This window comes from Agromyces laixinhei (assembly GCF_006337065.1).
Lineage (GTDB): Bacteria > Actinomycetota > Actinomycetes > Actinomycetales > Microbacteriaceae > Agromyces > Agromyces laixinhei.
On the sequence record NZ_CP040872.1, the window covers coordinates 117,657 to 132,603 of the forward strand.

Genomic DNA, 14,947 nt, shown 5'->3' on the forward strand with positions numbered 1-14,947 from the left:
ACATCACGTTCTGCGGCGTGTTCTCCTGAGAAAGGGGCGGATATCGGGTGAACCTCCTGAAAACGGGATATGGGGATGGGACGGGGCGCGAGATGAGTGCGGTCGACACGGCTGATCGGCCGGCGCGCAGTGTGCCCACCGACGCCGAGCGGCTCGCGGCGCTGCGCCGCATGAAGCGCGTCGCGACGGGACTGCTCGTCGCAGCGGCGGTCGTCTTCGCCGTGTCGTTCGCCCTGCAGGACGAGGTGCCGTGGCTCGGCTACGTGCGCGCGGCCGCCGAGGGCGCGATGGTCGGCGCGATCGCGGACTGGTTCGCGGTGACGGCGCTGTTCCGGCATCCGCTCGGCATCCCCATTCCGCATACGGCGATCATCCCGAGGCGCAAGAACGAGATCGGCGCGACGCTCGGCGCCTTCGTCGAGCACGAGTTCCTCTCCGACGACGTCGTGCTCGGCAAGCTCCGCTCGATCGGCATCGCCCGCCGGCTCGGTGGCTGGCTCAGGGCGCCGGCCAATGCCGAGCGGGTGACGGCCGAGGCATCCGTCGCCGTTCGCGGCGTGCTGACGCTGCTCGGCGACGACGATGTCGAAGACGTGATCGAACGGCTCGCCCGCCGGCACCTGTTCGAGCCGGAGTGGGGCCCCGCGATCGGCCGCGTCGGCGCCCGACTCGTCGCCGCCGACCAGCAGCGCGCCGCCGTCGATGTCGTGCTCGAGAAGGCCGAGGCGTGGCTCGAGGCGCATCCCGAGGCCTTCGGCAGCATGGTCTCCGACCGCCTCCCCCGCTGGCTGCCCGGTTTCGTCGACCGGCTCGTCGACGATCGTGCGGCCCGCGAGGTGCTCGCGTTCATCCGGGCCGTGCGCGCCGATCAGGGGCATCCGCTACGCCTCGCGATCGATCGGTACCTCGCCGAGCTCGCCTGCGCCCTGCAGCACGACCCGGCGATGATCGCGAGGGTCGAGAAGCTCAAGGACGAGCTGCTCGAGAGCCCGCGCGTGCGCGAGTTCGCGGGCGAGGCGTGGGCCTCGGTGAAGACGACGCTCGAGGAGTCGCTCGCCGACCCGTCGAGCGAACTGCGGGCCGGGCTGACGTCTGCGGTCATCGAGGTGGGGGCGCGGCTCGTCGCCGACGAGGGGCTCGCCGCGAAGGTCGACGCCTGGCTGACGGATGCCGCTGCCTACGTCGTGCGCAACTACCGGCACGAGATCGCGGGGGTGATCACCGAGACGGTCGAGCGCTGGGATCCGCGGGAGACGACCGAGAAGCTCGAACTGCAGGTGGGGCGCGACTTGCAGTTCATCCGCATCAACGGCACGGTCGTCGGCGCGCTCGCGGGTCTCGCGATCTTCGGGGTCGCGACCGCCGTGCACGCCCTCGTCTGACCCGCAGCCCTCGGCTCCGCAACCCGCAGCCCGCAGCCCGCGCCGCGATTCCTGTTCTCAGGAACTTTTCCCGCCCGCACGTCTCCTGCACCGATTTTCTCCTGAGAAGGGCATCAGATCGGGAGTCACATCCTGAGAAAAGTCTTGAGAGACTGGGTGCATGCACGAGCGCGCAGGAACCCCGGCGACCGAATCCGACCTCATCGACGTGGAGGCCCTCGTCAGGGCGTACTACGAGCAGCATCCGGATGCCGCGGTGCCCGAGCAGCGCGTCGCGTTCGGCACCTCGGGCCACCGGGGGTCGTCGCTCACCTCGAGCTTCAACGAGGACCACATCCTCGCCATCACGCAGGCGATCGTCGAGTACCGCACGGCGCAGGGCGTCACGGGGCCGCTCTTCATCGGCGCCGACACGCACGCGCTCTCGGCCCCGGCGCAGACGACGGCACTCGACGTGCTCGTCGGCAACCAGGTGCGCGTGCTCGTCGACGAGTTCGACGACTACGTGCCGACGCCGGCGCTCAGCCACGCCATCCTGAAATGGAACAACGACCCCGCCACCCGCGCCGAAGGCGAGGCCGACGGCATCGTGATCACGCCATCGCACAACCCGCCGCACGACGGAGGGTTCAAGTACAACCCGCCGCACGGCGGCCCCGCCGACTCCGACGCGACGAGCTGGATCGCGAATCGCGCCAACGAACTCATCGAGGGCGGCCTGCGGGGCGTCCGGCAGGCCGAGCCGAGCGCCGTCGAGACCTACGACTTCCTCGGCAACTACGTCGACGACCTCGCGAACATCATCGACTTCGACGCCATCCGCCGCTCCGGCATCCGTATCGGCGCCGACCCGCTGGGCGGCGCATCCGTTCACTACTGGGCTGCGATCCGCGACCGCTACGAGCTCGACCTGACCGTCGTGAACGAACGCGTCGACCCCGCCTGGTCGTTCATGACGCTCGACTGGGACGGCAAGATCCGCATGGATCCGTCGTCGCCGAGCGCGATGGCGTCGGTGCTCGAGCACGGCACCAGTTACGACATCCTCACCGGCAACGACGCCGACGCCGACCGCCACGGCATCGTAACCCCCGACGGGGGTCTCATGAACCCCAACCACTACCTCGCGGTCGCGATCGAGTACCTGTTCGCGCACCGCCCGGAATGGCGAGCGGATGCCGCGATCGGCAAGACCCTCGTCTCGAGCTCGATGATCGACCGGGTCGCCGACGCGCTCGGCAGGCGACTCTGGGAGGTGCCGGTCGGGTTCAAGTGGTTCGTGCCCGGTCTCATCGACGGCTCGGTCGCCTTCGGCGGCGAAGAGAGCGCCGGCGCCTCATTCCTGCGCTTCGACGGCACCGTGTGGACGACCGACAAGGACGGCATCCTGCTGTGCCTGCTCGCGTCCGAGATCCGCGCGGTCACCGGGCGATCGCCCTCGGAACTCTATGCCGACCTCGTCGCTCGGTTCGGCGATCCGGCCTATGAGCGAACGGATGCCGCGGCATCCGCTGCCCAGAAGGCCGCTCTCGGCAAGCTCGACGGCGACGCCATCTCGGCGACCGAACTCGCCGGCCAGCCGATCACGGCGAAGCTCTCGCACGCGCCTGGCAACGGCGCGGCGATCGGCGGCGTGAAGGTCGAGACGGCGGGCGCCTGGTTCGCGGCGCGGCCGAGCGGCACCGAAGACGTCTACAAGATCTACGCCGAGTCGTTCACGGGGCCGGAACACCTGCGGCTCGTGCAGGCCGAGGCGAAGGCGATCGTCGACTCGGCACTCGCGCAGCCCGCGGGCTGACGCCGACTCGGGGTCGGCCCCGACCCCTACTTCAGGGAGAAGCATTACTTCAGGGAGAAGTAGGTGACGCTGCCGCCGCCGGTGGCGACGGCCTCGTCGACGTTCCAGTAGTCGGCGTCTTTCGTGTGGCCGCCGACCCAGACGCTCGTTCCGGTCGCCGAATGCTCGACCCGTGTGACGATCGCGGTGTGGTCGCGGTCGCCCGAGCCGTCCCAGTCGAACTGCGCGATGTCGCCGACCTTCACGAGCCCGCGCTGCGAGTCGTCGAGCGGGGTCGCGAGGTCGGGGCGGCTCGACAGCCAGTCCCGCATCGCGGTCGAGCTCGCCCAGCTCGACGACATCGCACCGGTCGCGTGGTCGTAGTTCCAACCGGCGTCCATCGTCCAGCCGCGGGCGATGAGCGACTGGCTCGCGAAGTTCGCGCAGTCGACACCGCTCAAGACGGTGTACTCGGCCGTGTTGTAACTGCTCCAGTGGGTGAGCACGTAGCCGAGCTGTGCGTCGATCGCGGGGTTCGAGGTGTACGTCAGCGTGAGTGACTTGGCTGCGGCCTGCGCGCCCTCGCCGCCCCTGCGCGGCGACGGAGGCCGTGGTGGCCGAATCGCCGTCAGCGGCGTCGACGTCGACGGGCGCGCCCGATGCATCCGTGAACGCCACCGCTACCTCGCCGAGCGCGGTGTCGGCGACGGCCGGCACCTGGAACGTCAGCTGCTCGGGGGTGGCGGCGACGATGGGGGCGGCGACGCCGCCGACCGCGACTGCGGCCACCTGGTCGAGCTGCTCGCCGGTCACGCTCACCTGGGTGCCGCCGGTGAAGGGAGCCGCAGCGGTCGAGAGCTCGCTCGTGACCGCCGGGCGCTTCGCGGCCGAGGCGGGCGCGATGATCACGTCGCGGGCGGCCGCCGCGATCGCCGAGGTACCGCCGGCAGCGCTGGCGGGAGCCTCGTTCTCGGCGGATGCCGCGGCCACGGCGCCGAACGCGCTGACACTCAGGATCGCGCCGGCGCAGCCGAGGGCCACGAACCGCCGGGGGGAACTGCTCGATTGCCGTCCCTTGCGCACCCGCTCGGCGCGGTGCCGCGCACGGCGCCGGGTCCGGCCCACGATCGCATCTGCGGGGGCCGCGGACGGGTCGACATGCGGGTCGATGCTCGATTCGGCGGGCGGTTCGATGTTCGATTCGGTGGACGGTTCGGCGGGCGTGGAGGCAGACGAGAAGAACGTGAGGGGCACAGGTGATTTCCGGGTGAATGAAGCGGTGGGGGGACATCACACCCCATCACGCGAGTTTGTGAGGAACCCTCGCAAACTCTGGGAGCGCCATGAGAGCGCCCATTCCGAGGCCACCGTGGCACCGCTCCGGGAGCTCGGCGCCTACTGCTCTGCGGCAGCGCGCTGCCACATCATCGCGCGCACCCCGGCGACGACGAGCGGCACGAGCACGAGCAGCGCGACGACGTTCACGCCCGCGAAGCCCGCGGCACCCAGCACGACGCCCGACAGCGCAGCGGATGCCGCGGCAGCGAGATTCATCGCAGCATCCGTCGCGCCCTGCAGCGGCACCCTGACCGACGGCTCGACCGCGGTCGTGAGCAGTGTCGATCCGCCGATGAGCCCGCACGACCAGCCGAGGCCGAGGAGGCCGAGCGCGAGCGGCACGAGCAGCATGTCGTCGGCGGGCGCCAGAATGCCGATGAGCGCCGAGACCGTGAGGATGCCGGCGCCGATCGCGATCACGCGCGGCGGGCCGATCTTGTCGACGAGCCAGCCGACGAGCGGGCTGGCGCCGTACATGCCGATGATGTGGATGCTGATCACGACGCCGACGAGCGAGAGCGACAGGCCGTGCGCGGTCATGTGCACCGGGGTCATCACCATCACGCCGACCATGACCGTGTGCGAACACACGATGGCGAGGATCGCGAAGAGGGCGCGCGGATCGCGGACGGCCGTGCGGAATGCCGCCCACGCCCCGATCGAACGTTCCTCGCCCGGCGACGGGGAGCCCGACTGCACAGGTGGCGCCGCTTCGGCCGGCTCGGCGAGCACCGCCGGCTCGGCGAGCACCGCCGGCTCGGCGAGCACCGCCGGCTCGGCGAGCACCGCCGGCTCAGCGGCATCCGTCGCCATCGTGCCGGGCTTCGGGAGCCGCAGGAGCGATGCCACGAGCAGCGTCGAGAGACCGAACGCCACCCCTGAGAAGAGGAATGGCCCGACGAGCGGCGGGAGGCCGAGCGCGACGCCCACTTCGTCACCCGTGGCCGCCAGCAGCGGGCCCGCCACCGACCCGATCGTCGTTGCCCACAGCACGATCGACATCGAACGCGCCTCGAATCCGGCAGCGGCCACCTCGGTCGCGGCGAACCTCGCCTGCAACCCCGCCGCGGCGCCCGCTCCGAACGCGGCGAGCCCGAGGAAGACGAGCGGCACCCAGCCCGTCGCGCTCGCCGCGATCACGAGCACCGCGCCGGTCATCGCGAGCGCGTAGCCCGTCGCGAGCGCGACGTGGCGCCCCGAACGGATCGCGAGCCGTGCGAGCGGGATCGCGACGATCGCGGCGCCGAGCACGCTCGCCGATTGCGCGAGGCCGGCGAGCGCCACGGCGCCGGTCAACTCCTCGACGAGGAGTGCCGCGACCGCGATGCCCGAGGCGACGCCGACACCGGCGAGCAATTGGTTGACGACGAGCACGGTGAGCGAGAGACCGCGCCGCGGGGTTCGCGTCTGTGCCGCGGGGGTCGGCATCGACGAACCCCGAAGGCGACGCTCGTTCATGGGGCCATCCTCTGCTACTCGTTCAGCGGCACGTGCGGCAGCCCGAAGAACTCCTCGAGCGTCGTGAACCCGGTCTCGTGCATCTCGGTCGCGAGCGGGGCCCCGATGTACCGGAAGTGCCACGCCTCGTGCGGGTATCCGGTCACGTCGACCTTGTCGGCGGGGTAGCGCAGCAGGAATCCGAATCGGTAGGCGTTCGCCCGCAGCCACTCCCCCTCGGGGCTCGTCTCGAGGCACTCGAAGGTGCAGCCGTTCTCGGCCCCGATGTCGATCGCGAGGCCGGTCTGGTGCTCGCTGGCCCCCGGCGGCGCGGTCGTCGGATCGCCCCCATCGCCGTAGAGGTCGACCTGGGTTGAGTAACTCCGGAACGCGCTGTTGGACGCGAGGGACAATCCGGCCTCGTCGGCCGCGGCCTCGAACATCGCGACGACGGCATCGGCGGCCTCGGGTCGCAGAAGCGGCTCCCACGTGTGCGCGACCGGCACCCCGACGAGGTCGGGCTCGTAGTCCTGCGGGTCCAGCGGGCGGAGCTTGTTCACGACGACCCAGATGCTGTTCGGGTCATCGATCGAGTGCGCGGTGCGATCGAAGGTGTCGACGACCGCCGGCGCAGGTACGACCCCTGGAGCCGGACGCGCGGTCGCCGTTTCGGTCGAGGCATCGGTCGAAGCGGATGCCCCTGCCCCCGTCGATCCGGCCGGCGAACCACCCGCGGCGGAACCCCCCGACACCGCGCCGATCACCACGACGGCGACCGCGACGAGGGCGAGGCTCAGCGCTCCGGCGATCACGAGTCGCCGACGCTGCCGAACCTCGGCGGAGGGCTCGTGGCGCTGACTCGATGACACCGTGAGAGTCTACGCCTGGCCGCATGAGGGCCGGCCGGGCATCGCGATCCGAGCCGTGAGAGCGCTCTCTTGACAGCGCGTTCTCCAGTGGATAACATCATGCCTGCAGCGTGAGAGCGCTCTCACGAACTCGGCCCGCGCTTCTCACCGCACGTTCCGATTCGCACACGCACGCACGCACATGCACGCACGCACACCCACGCACGCACGCACACCCACGCACACACGCACACAAAGGAGTGACCGTGAAGCTCTCACGCACCAAGGCGATCGCCGCAGTAACAGGCGCCGCATCCATCGCCCTCATCGCCACCGGTTGTTCACCGTCGACCGGCTCCGAAGGCGGAGGCGACGGCGGCGCGATCGAACTGACCGTCGCCACGTTCAACGACTTCGGCTACACCGACGAACTCCTGCAGGAGTACATGGACGACAACCCCGACATCACGGTCGTGCACAACAAGGCGGCGACGACGAATGAGGCCCGCGCCAACTACTTCCAGAAGCTCGGAAAGGGAGGGCTCGCCGACATCGAGGCGATCGAGGTCGATTGGCTGCCCGAGGTCATGCAGTACTCCGATCTGCTGGCCGAGGTCCCCGCCGACCTGAGCGACCGGTGGCTCGATTGGAAGGCCGGGGCCGCGACCGACACCGACGACCGGCTGATCGGGTACGGCACCGACATCGGCCCCGAGGCCGTGTGCTACCGCTCCGACCTCTTCGCCGCAGCCGGCCTGCCCACCGACCGCGAGTCGGTCGCGACATTGCTCGAGGGCGACTGGAACACGTACTTCGACGTCGGTGCGCAGTACTCCGCCGCGACCGGCAAGGCCTGGTTCGACTCGGCCGCCAGCAGCTACCAGGGCATGATCAACCAGGTCGAAGCGGCCTACGAAGACCCCGACTCCGGCGAGATCATCGCGACCGACAACGCTGAGGTCGAAGACATCTACAACCAGGTGCTCGAGGCGAGCGCCACGCAATCCGCCCATCTCGGGCAGTGGAGCGACGACTGGTTCGCCGGCCTCTCGAACGGCGCCTTCGCGACCATGCTCTGCCCCGGCTGGATGCTCGGCGTCATCTCGGGCAATGCCGAGGGCGTCACCGGATGGGACGTCGCGAACGTCTTCCCGAACGGCGGCGGCAACTGGGGCGGCTCCTACCTGACCGTGCCGGCCGACGGCGAACACGTCGAGGAGGCGCAGAAGCTCGCCGACTGGCTCACCGCGCCAGAGCAGCAGATCAAGGCGTTCGTGAACGCGGGCACCTTCCCGAGCCAGGTCGACGCGTACGAGGACGAGGCGCTGACCGGGTTCGTGAACGAGTACTTCAACGATGCACCGGTCGGTGAGCTCTTCATCGAGCGTGCGAACGCCGTCGAGGTCTCCCCGTTCAAGGGCGAGTTCTATTTCCAGATCAACGACGCGATGCAGAAGGCCCTGACCCGTGTCGAAGACGGCACGCAAGACCAGCAGGCCTCATGGGACCAGTGGGTCTCCGAAGTCGACGCCATCGGCTGATCTCAGGAGCCTCTCGGGCGTGTCGCGTCGCCAGCGGCGCGACACGCCGAGCGGAGAGACGTCCGTTCCTGAATACCGCACGCGTACGGAGGACCCCATGACCGCCACCGAGACGGATGCCCCGATCCGCACCGGCACGCCCGGCCCGGGCCGGGCCGGCCCCCCGCCCCGAGGCATCCGGCGCATCGCCTTCTCGCACCGCCTCAGCCGGTGGGATCTGAAGCTGTCGCCCTACCTCTACATCTCGCCGTTCTTCATCCTCTTCATCGTGACCGGGCTCTTCCCGATCGCGTACACCGCCGTGATCTCCTTCATGGACTGGGATCTCGTGCGCGGCACCGGCACCTTCATCGGGTTCGACCAGTACGCCTACGTGCTCGGGCAACCGAAGTTCTGGGTCGCCCTGCGCAACACCTTCAGCATCTTCCTGCTCTCGAGCGTGCCGCAGCTCGTGCTCGCGATCTTCATCGCCGCGATGCTCGACCAGAACATCCGCGCGAAGACGTTCTGGCGCATGGGCGTGCTCGTGCCCTACGTCATGGCGCCGGTCGCCGTGGCCCTCATCTTCAGCAACATGTTCGGCGACCAGTACGGTCTCGTGAACTCCGTGCTGAACGATCTCGGCTTCGCCTCCGTGCCGTGGCACAGCGACGCCTTCGCGAGCCACATCGCGATCGCGACGATGGTGAACTTCCGCTGGACCGGGTACAACACGCTGATCCTCCTCGCCGCGATGCAGGCGATCCCGCGCGACTACTACGAGGCCGCCGCCATCGACGGAGCCGGCCGGCTTCGCCAGTTCTTCGCCATCACGGTGCCGAGCCTCCGGCCGACCCTCATCTTCGTGATCATCACCTCGACGATCGGCGGCCTCCAGATCTTCGACGAGCCGCGCATGTACGACCAGTTCGGCACCGGCGGCGCCGATTCGCAGTGGCTGACGATCACCCTGTACCTCTACGACATCGGCTGGGGGCAGTGGAACTTCGGCCGCGCAGCTGCGCTCGCCTGGATCCTCTTCCTGATCATCCTCGCGATCGGCGTCATCAACTTGCTCGTCACCCGAAGACTCGTGCGCAACGAAGGGAGCAACAGATGAAGCGCCCCGGATGGTTCGTGTACGCGAGCCTCGCGGTCGTGCTCGGCGCCGCGCTGTTCCCCTTCTACTGGTCGATGCTCATCGGCTCCGGAGACGCGTCGACCATCCGCGACCCGAACATGTCGTGGTGGCCCGGCGGCAACTTCCTGGCGAACGCGGCATCCGTCATCAATGACCCGGCCGTGAACTTCTGGCGCGCGCTCTGGAATTCCGTCTACAGCTCGGCGCTCATCGCGGCATCCGTCGTCTTCTTCTCGACGCTCGCCGGCTGGGCGTTCGCGAAGCTGCGGTTCCGCGGCTCGAAGTGGCTGCTCGTGTTCGTGGTCGCGACCATGGCGGTGCCCACGCAGCTCGGCGTCGTGCCGCTCTACATCCTCTTCGCCGAACTCGGCTGGACGGGCAACATCGGTGCGATCATCATTCCCGCGCTCACGAGCGCATTCGGGGTGTTCTGGATGACCCAGTACCTGCAGCAGGCCGTTCCCGACGAGCTCATCGAGGCCGCGCGCGTCGACGGTGCGTCCTCGTTCCGCACGTTCCTCACGGTCGCGCTCCCGGCCGCGCGGCCCGCCGCCGCGATGCTCGGGCTCTTCACCTTCGTGTCGGCGTGGAACAACTTCTTCTGGCCGTTCATCGTGCTGGACCGGGGTGACCCGACCCTGCCCGTCGCGCTCTCGCTCCTGCAGTCGAACTACTTCGTCGATTACTCGATCGTGCTCGCCGGCGTGCTGCTGTCGACGATCCCCCTGCTCATCCTGTTCGCCTTCGCGGGCAAGCAGCTCGTGAGCGGCATCATGGCGGGAGCCGTGAAGGGATGACCATCGACCTGCGAAAGGACCTCACCACCGTGGCCGATGTCACTCCCCGACCGTTCCCGACCGACTTCCTGTTCGGCGCCGCGACCGCCGCCTTCCAGATCGAGGGCGCCGCCTTCGACGACGGCCGCACCGCCTCGATCTGGGACGCGTTCTGCCGCGTTCCCGGTGCGGTCGTCAACGGCGACGATGGGGATGTCGCGTGCGACCACTACCACCGCATGCCCCAGGATGTCGCGCTCATGCGTGAGCTGGGCCTGTCGAGCTACCGCTTCTCGAGTTCGTGGTCGCGGGTGCAACCCGACGGCGGCCCGGTGAATGCGAAGGGGCTCGACTTCTACTCCCGCCTCGTCGAGGAGTTGCTCGGCGCCGGCATCAAGCCCTGGCTCACGCTGTACCACTGGGATCTGCCGCAGACCCTCGAAGAAGCGGGCGGATGGGCGAACCGCGACACGGCGTTCCGCTTCCGCGACTATGCGCTCGCGATGCACGACGCGCTCGGCGACCGGCTCGACGTCTGGACGACGCTCAACGAGCCGTGGTGCTCGTCGTTCCTGAGCTACACCGCCGGGGCGCACGCGCCCGGGCGCCAGGACGTCGCGGCGGGACTCGCCGCGGGCCACCACCTGCTGCTCGCGCACGGGCTCGCGGTGCAGGCGTTGCGGGAGCGCGACGACGACCTCGAACTCGGCATCACGCTGAACCTCACCGTCGCCGAGCCGGTCGACCCGACGAACCCGGGCGATGTCGACGCTGCGCGTCGCATCGACGGCCAGTTCAACCGCTTCTTCCTCGATCCGATCTTCCGCGGCGAGTACGCCGACGACCTGCTCGCCGACGTCGGCCACCTCGGTCTCGACGCGGTCGTGCAGCCCGGCGACCTCGACGTGATCTCGGCCCCGATCGACACGCTCGGCGTGAACTACTACCACGGCGAGTACGTGAGTGAGCGGCCGGCGGAGCACCCCCTGCTCGTGCAGGCGCCGACCGATCGAGCCATCCGCTCGCCGTTCCCCGCCGCCGACGGCGTTTTCAACCACCCGCGCGGCCTTCCGCTCACCGCGATGGAATGGGAGGTGCAGCCCGATGGACTGCGCGATCTCCTCGTTCGGGTGCACGAGGACTACGCGGCATCCGCCGGTGTGCGCCTCTTCGTCACCGAGAACGGCGCCGCCTACGACGATGCACCGACGACCGACGCGTCGGGCGAGATGCGCGTGCACGATGCCGAGCGCACGGAGTTCCTCGAGGCCCACCTCGGCGCGATCCTCGACGCGATCGACGAAGGCGTGCCCGTGCACGGCTACTTCTACTGGTCGCTCATGGACAACTTCGAGTGGGCGTGGGGGTACGACAAGCGCTTCGGCCTGGTGCGCGTCGACTACGACACGCAGGTGCGAACCGTGAAGGACAGCGGGCTCGCCTACGCCGCGATCATTCGCGATCGGGCATTGGCCGGCCCCGGAACCGTGCGCTGAACCGTGCGCTGAACCGTGCCTGCTGTGGCGGCTCCGGCGGCACGAGTGCGGGCTGCACGGAAATAGAATGACGTCAGACAAGGGGGTGATCGAATGCGGTCTGCGGCACCGACGCTCGAAGCGGTCGCCCGAGAGGCGGATGTCTCGCGCGCGACCGTGAGCCGGGTCGTCAACGGATCCCTGAAGGTGAGCCCCGAGGTGGTCACTGCCGTGAACGCGGCGATCGCCAAGCTCAACTACGTGCCCAACCGCGCCGCTCGGTCGCTGGCGAGCCGCACGGCGGGGGCGATCGCGCTGATCGTGCCCGAAGACGTGACCCGCTTCTTCGGCGATCCCTACTTCGCCGCGATCGTGCAGGGCATCACGCGGCGTCTCGACGAGAGCGACTATCTGCTGAACCTCCTCGTCGCCTCGACCGACCCGGGCCACAAGACCATGCGATACCTCCGGTCGGGCATCGTCGACGGCGCGCTCGTCGTCTCGCACCACGAGGGCGACGAACTGCAGCACGACGCTGGGAAGACCGTGCCCCTCGTCTTCGGCGGTCGCCCGTCGTCGGAGTTCGATGAGCACCCCTTCGTCGACGTCGACAACGTCGAGGGCGGCAGGCTCGGCACAGCCCATCTCGTCGAGATCGGTCGCCGCCGCATCGGCACGATCACCGGCTCGCTCGACATGCCCGCCGGCATCGACCGGCTCACCGGGTTCCGGCTCGCGATGGAGGCCGCCGAGCTGCCTGCGGACGCGGAGGAGTCCGCCGACTTCACGGTCGCCGGGGCGATCGCGGCGACTCGGCGCCTGCTCGACCGGGTGCCCGATCTCGACGGCCTCTTCGTGGCGAGCGACCTCATGGCGACCGGCGCCCTCGCCGTGCTGCGCGAGCGCGGCCGCGCGGTGCCGGGCGATGTCGCCGTCGTCGGCTTCGACGACAGCCCTGCGGCGACCTCAGCGGCGATCCCGCTGACGACCGTGCATCAGCCGTCGGAGCAGATGGGCTTCGAGATGGCCGACCTGCTGCTGCGCCACCTGGCCGGCGACACCGACGTGCCACGCCGCAACATCATGCCGACCCGGCTCGTGCGGCGCGCCTCGGCGTAGGCGCGCGCCGCGCCGCGGCGCGCGCCGCCGCCGCTCCGCGTCGGAGGACGTTTGTCGCGTCGGAGGACGCCGAGCCGTTGCCTCCGACGAGTTCCACGTCCTCCGAGGCGTTTCGCGCGCGGGCGACTCGATGACCGGCGCCGAGGACGGGATGATTCACCGCCCTCGGCGCCGACTTTCCCAGAAGATGCGCGCTACCCCCCGGCCGGCATCTTCGGGTCTGCACCGGGGTGCCGCAGCATCCCGGAATCCTGGTCGGTATCGGCCGGCGCCAGTGCCTGTTCTGAGGCCAGGTGTGCCAGACGCCGGTGCGGTTCAGGGCCGTTGGCGCGTCGATGCACCAGCCAACTCATGGTGTCGGGTTCATCGAGCAGGCCGTACGGCACGTCCGTGCGCGGGGGCGCGGTCGCTTCCTGAACGGGGCCGGCAACCCGCCGCCGGAACGTGGTCGCGCGTTCGCCCGCACGTGAGGAGGCGCGGGCTCGTGCTGGTTTCGGCGGCGAAAGCGTCGTGCTCTTCATGTCGCCCCTCCCACATCACGTGGAACTCGACTGAGTTCCATCGATGCGCACTCCGAGGGCTAGAGAGAACGATCACCTGTGTTTCGAGCGTATGCGCGCACCCCCTGTCTCAGCAAGGGGTACCTGCCCGCGTCGGAGGACGATTGTCACGTCGGAGGACGCGGAGCCGTTGCCTCCGACGGGATGCGCGTCCTCCGACCTGTTCGGTGGATGCGCGTTCGGTGCCAGCGCGCGCGGGGTGGGTTTCGCGGGCGCGGTCGAAAGTTTCGCCGACTGGCTTTCAACTTCTGCCCGACGTATGCTGTGCTTCAGTAATCCACTGAGCGGTTTTGCCACTTTCGTCGACACATCACGACGAGACGACGCGAACCTCGCCCGCGAGGAGCACGCCACCGCCCTGTCACCGTCGACGGAGGAGCAGCAATGAAGCCGACCCCGGCGACCGCGCACGCGCTCACCTCCGCCCGCGAGACGAGCGAGCCGTCACTGGCCCCGCTCGTGGATGAGTTCGCTCGCCGGGCTCCTGCAGTCACCGCGGCCCAGTGGGACCGGGTGCACGCGCGGTGCGCCGCACTCGATCCGGCGGTCGCCGAACTCATCGCCGGCGCACGCGCGGCCGACGGCGGCAAGCACATGCGACCCAGGCTCGTGGCTGCGGCATTCCTCGGTCTGGGCGGCACCCACGATGCACTGCTCAGCGAGGTCGCCGGCGCCCAGCAGCTCCTGCACCTCGGCCTCTGCATGCACGACGACATCATCGACGGCGACCGGGTGCGCCACGGCGAGCCCAACCTCATCGCGCAGTACGCCGACGCCGGCCGGCGCGCGGGCCTCTCCGAACGCTCGGCCGAGCGTCAGGCGCTCACGGCAGGGGTGCTCGCCGGTGATCTCGCGATCAACGCCGCGATGCTCGCGCTGCTCGGAGCCCCGGCACCCGCGGCGGTGCAGCAGAGCCTCGCCGCCGAGGCATCCGCAGCACTCGAACTCACCATCGCGGGCGAGCTGCTCGACGTCAGGTCCGAGTTGCTGGCACCCGATGAGTCCGATCCGCTGCGCGTCGCCGAGCTCAAGACCGCCGCATACAGCGTCGCGCTGCCGCTCCGCCTCGGCGCGATCGCGAGCGGTGCGGCGACGACGACCCGGCTCGACTGCCTCGGGCAGATCGGCATCGCGTTCGGCATCGGCTACCAACTCGCCGACGACGAGCTCGGACTCTTCGGTTCGGCTGATGCGACCGGCAAGTCGGTGCTCTCCGACGTACGTCAGGGCAAGCGCACCGAGCACGTGCGCATCGCCTACCGTCAGGCCGACGCCGCCGACCGGGCGGTGCTCGATGCGACCCTCGGCGACCCCGCCGCGACCGAAGCAGACGCCGCCGCCGTGCGCGACATCGTGACCCGTACCGGCGCACGGGCCGAGGTCTCCCGCACGATCGACGAGCACGTCTCACGCGGCATCCGTCTCGCCGAGGCCGGACTGCCCGATGGACTCGCCGCCTACCTGACTGCTCTCGCCCGATCCCTGCGCGGGCGCACGAGTTGAACGACACGACACCGACCCGACACGACACGACCCGACACGACACCGACCCGACACGACACGACCCGACACGA

General features: G+C 69.6%; 12 protein-coding genes and 1 pseudogene. 8 read left to right on the plus strand and 5 right to left on the minus strand.

Translation table 11 applies throughout. The features are described from left to right. The first annotated feature begins 92 nt into the window (after nucleotides 1-92). A complete protein-coding gene (locus FHG54_RS00600; RefSeq protein ID WP_139415430.1) occupies nucleotides 93-1,382 on the plus strand; it encodes a DUF445 domain-containing protein in 1,290 nt (429 codons plus the stop codon). A 160-nt stretch (nucleotides 1,383-1,542) separates the two neighbouring features. Next, nucleotides 1,543-3,180, plus strand: a complete 1,638-nt coding sequence (pgm, locus tag FHG54_RS00605) for a phosphoglucomutase (alpha-D-glucose-1,6-bisphosphate-dependent) (RefSeq protein ID WP_139415431.1) — start codon at nucleotides 1,543-1,545, stop codon at nucleotides 3,178-3,180. A 44-nt stretch (nucleotides 3,181-3,224) separates the two neighbouring features. Here pgm and FHG54_RS00610 read toward each other — a convergent pair whose 3' ends face one another. The 4 genes and pseudogenes from FHG54_RS00610 to FHG54_RS00625 form a co-directional block, all read right to left on the minus strand. Continuing rightward, a complete protein-coding gene (locus FHG54_RS00610) occupies nucleotides 3,225-3,824 on the minus strand; it encodes an amidase domain-containing protein (RefSeq protein ID WP_139415432.1) in 600 nt (199 codons plus the stop codon). A 70-nt stretch (nucleotides 3,825-3,894) separates the two neighbouring features. Continuing rightward, nucleotides 3,895-4,413 (minus strand): annotated as a pseudogene (locus FHG54_RS17060) (hypothetical protein); the annotation flags it as partial. A gap of 141 nt (nucleotides 4,414-4,554) precedes the next feature. After that, nucleotides 4,555-5,955, minus strand: a complete 1,401-nt coding sequence (locus FHG54_RS00620; protein WP_139415433.1) for an MFS transporter — start codon at nucleotides 5,953-5,955, stop codon at nucleotides 4,555-4,557. Between the two features lie 14 nt (nucleotides 5,956-5,969). After that, entirely contained in the window at nucleotides 5,970-6,803 is an 834-nt protein-coding gene (locus FHG54_RS00625; protein WP_232331348.1) for a M15 family metallopeptidase, read from the minus strand. Nucleotides 6,804-7,042: 239 nt separating this feature from the next. Between FHG54_RS00625 and FHG54_RS00630 the strand changes: the two genes are divergently transcribed. The 5 genes from FHG54_RS00630 (at nucleotide 7,043) to FHG54_RS00650 (ending at nucleotide 12,813) form a co-directional block, all read left to right on the plus strand. Continuing rightward, nucleotides 7,043-8,323, plus strand: coding sequence for an ABC transporter substrate-binding protein (locus tag FHG54_RS00630; RefSeq protein ID WP_420837420.1), 1,281 nt, complete (start codon nucleotides 7,043-7,045; stop codon nucleotides 8,321-8,323). 97 nt (nucleotides 8,324-8,420) lie between these two features. Next, a complete protein-coding gene (locus FHG54_RS00635) occupies nucleotides 8,421-9,422 on the plus strand; it encodes a carbohydrate ABC transporter permease (RefSeq protein WP_139415435.1) in 1,002 nt (333 codons plus the stop codon). Next, nucleotides 9,419-10,240: a carbohydrate ABC transporter permease gene (locus FHG54_RS00640; protein ID WP_139415436.1), complete on the plus strand. Its 822-nt coding sequence runs from the start codon at nucleotides 9,419-9,421 to the stop codon at nucleotides 10,238-10,240. The genes FHG54_RS00635 and FHG54_RS00640 overlap by 4 nt, the downstream gene beginning before the upstream one ends. Further along, a complete protein-coding gene (locus FHG54_RS00645; RefSeq protein ID WP_139415437.1) occupies nucleotides 10,237-11,715 on the plus strand; it encodes a GH1 family beta-glucosidase in 1,479 nt (492 codons plus the stop codon). Before FHG54_RS00640 ends, FHG54_RS00645 begins: the two co-directional genes overlap by 4 nt. A 93-nt stretch (nucleotides 11,716-11,808) precedes the next feature. Further along, nucleotides 11,809-12,813 (plus strand): LacI family DNA-binding transcriptional regulator, encoded by a 1,005-nt coding sequence (locus FHG54_RS00650; RefSeq protein ID WP_139415438.1) that lies wholly within the window; start codon nucleotides 11,809-11,811, stop codon nucleotides 12,811-12,813. Between the two features lie 194 nt (nucleotides 12,814-13,007). Here FHG54_RS00650 and FHG54_RS00655 read toward each other — a convergent pair whose 3' ends face one another. Next, a complete protein-coding gene (locus tag FHG54_RS00655) occupies nucleotides 13,008-13,334 on the minus strand; it encodes a hypothetical protein (RefSeq protein WP_139415439.1) in 327 nt (108 codons plus the stop codon). Between the two features lie 423 nt (nucleotides 13,335-13,757). On the opposite strand from FHG54_RS00655, the gene FHG54_RS00660 reads away from it, so the two are divergent. Continuing rightward, nucleotides 13,758-14,876 carry a polyprenyl synthetase family protein gene (locus FHG54_RS00660; RefSeq protein WP_139415440.1) on the plus strand — a complete coding sequence of 373 codons (1,119 nt, stop codon included), beginning with the start codon at nucleotides 13,758-13,760 and terminating at the stop codon, nucleotides 14,874-14,876. Nucleotides 14,877-14,947: the final 71 nt, after the last annotated feature.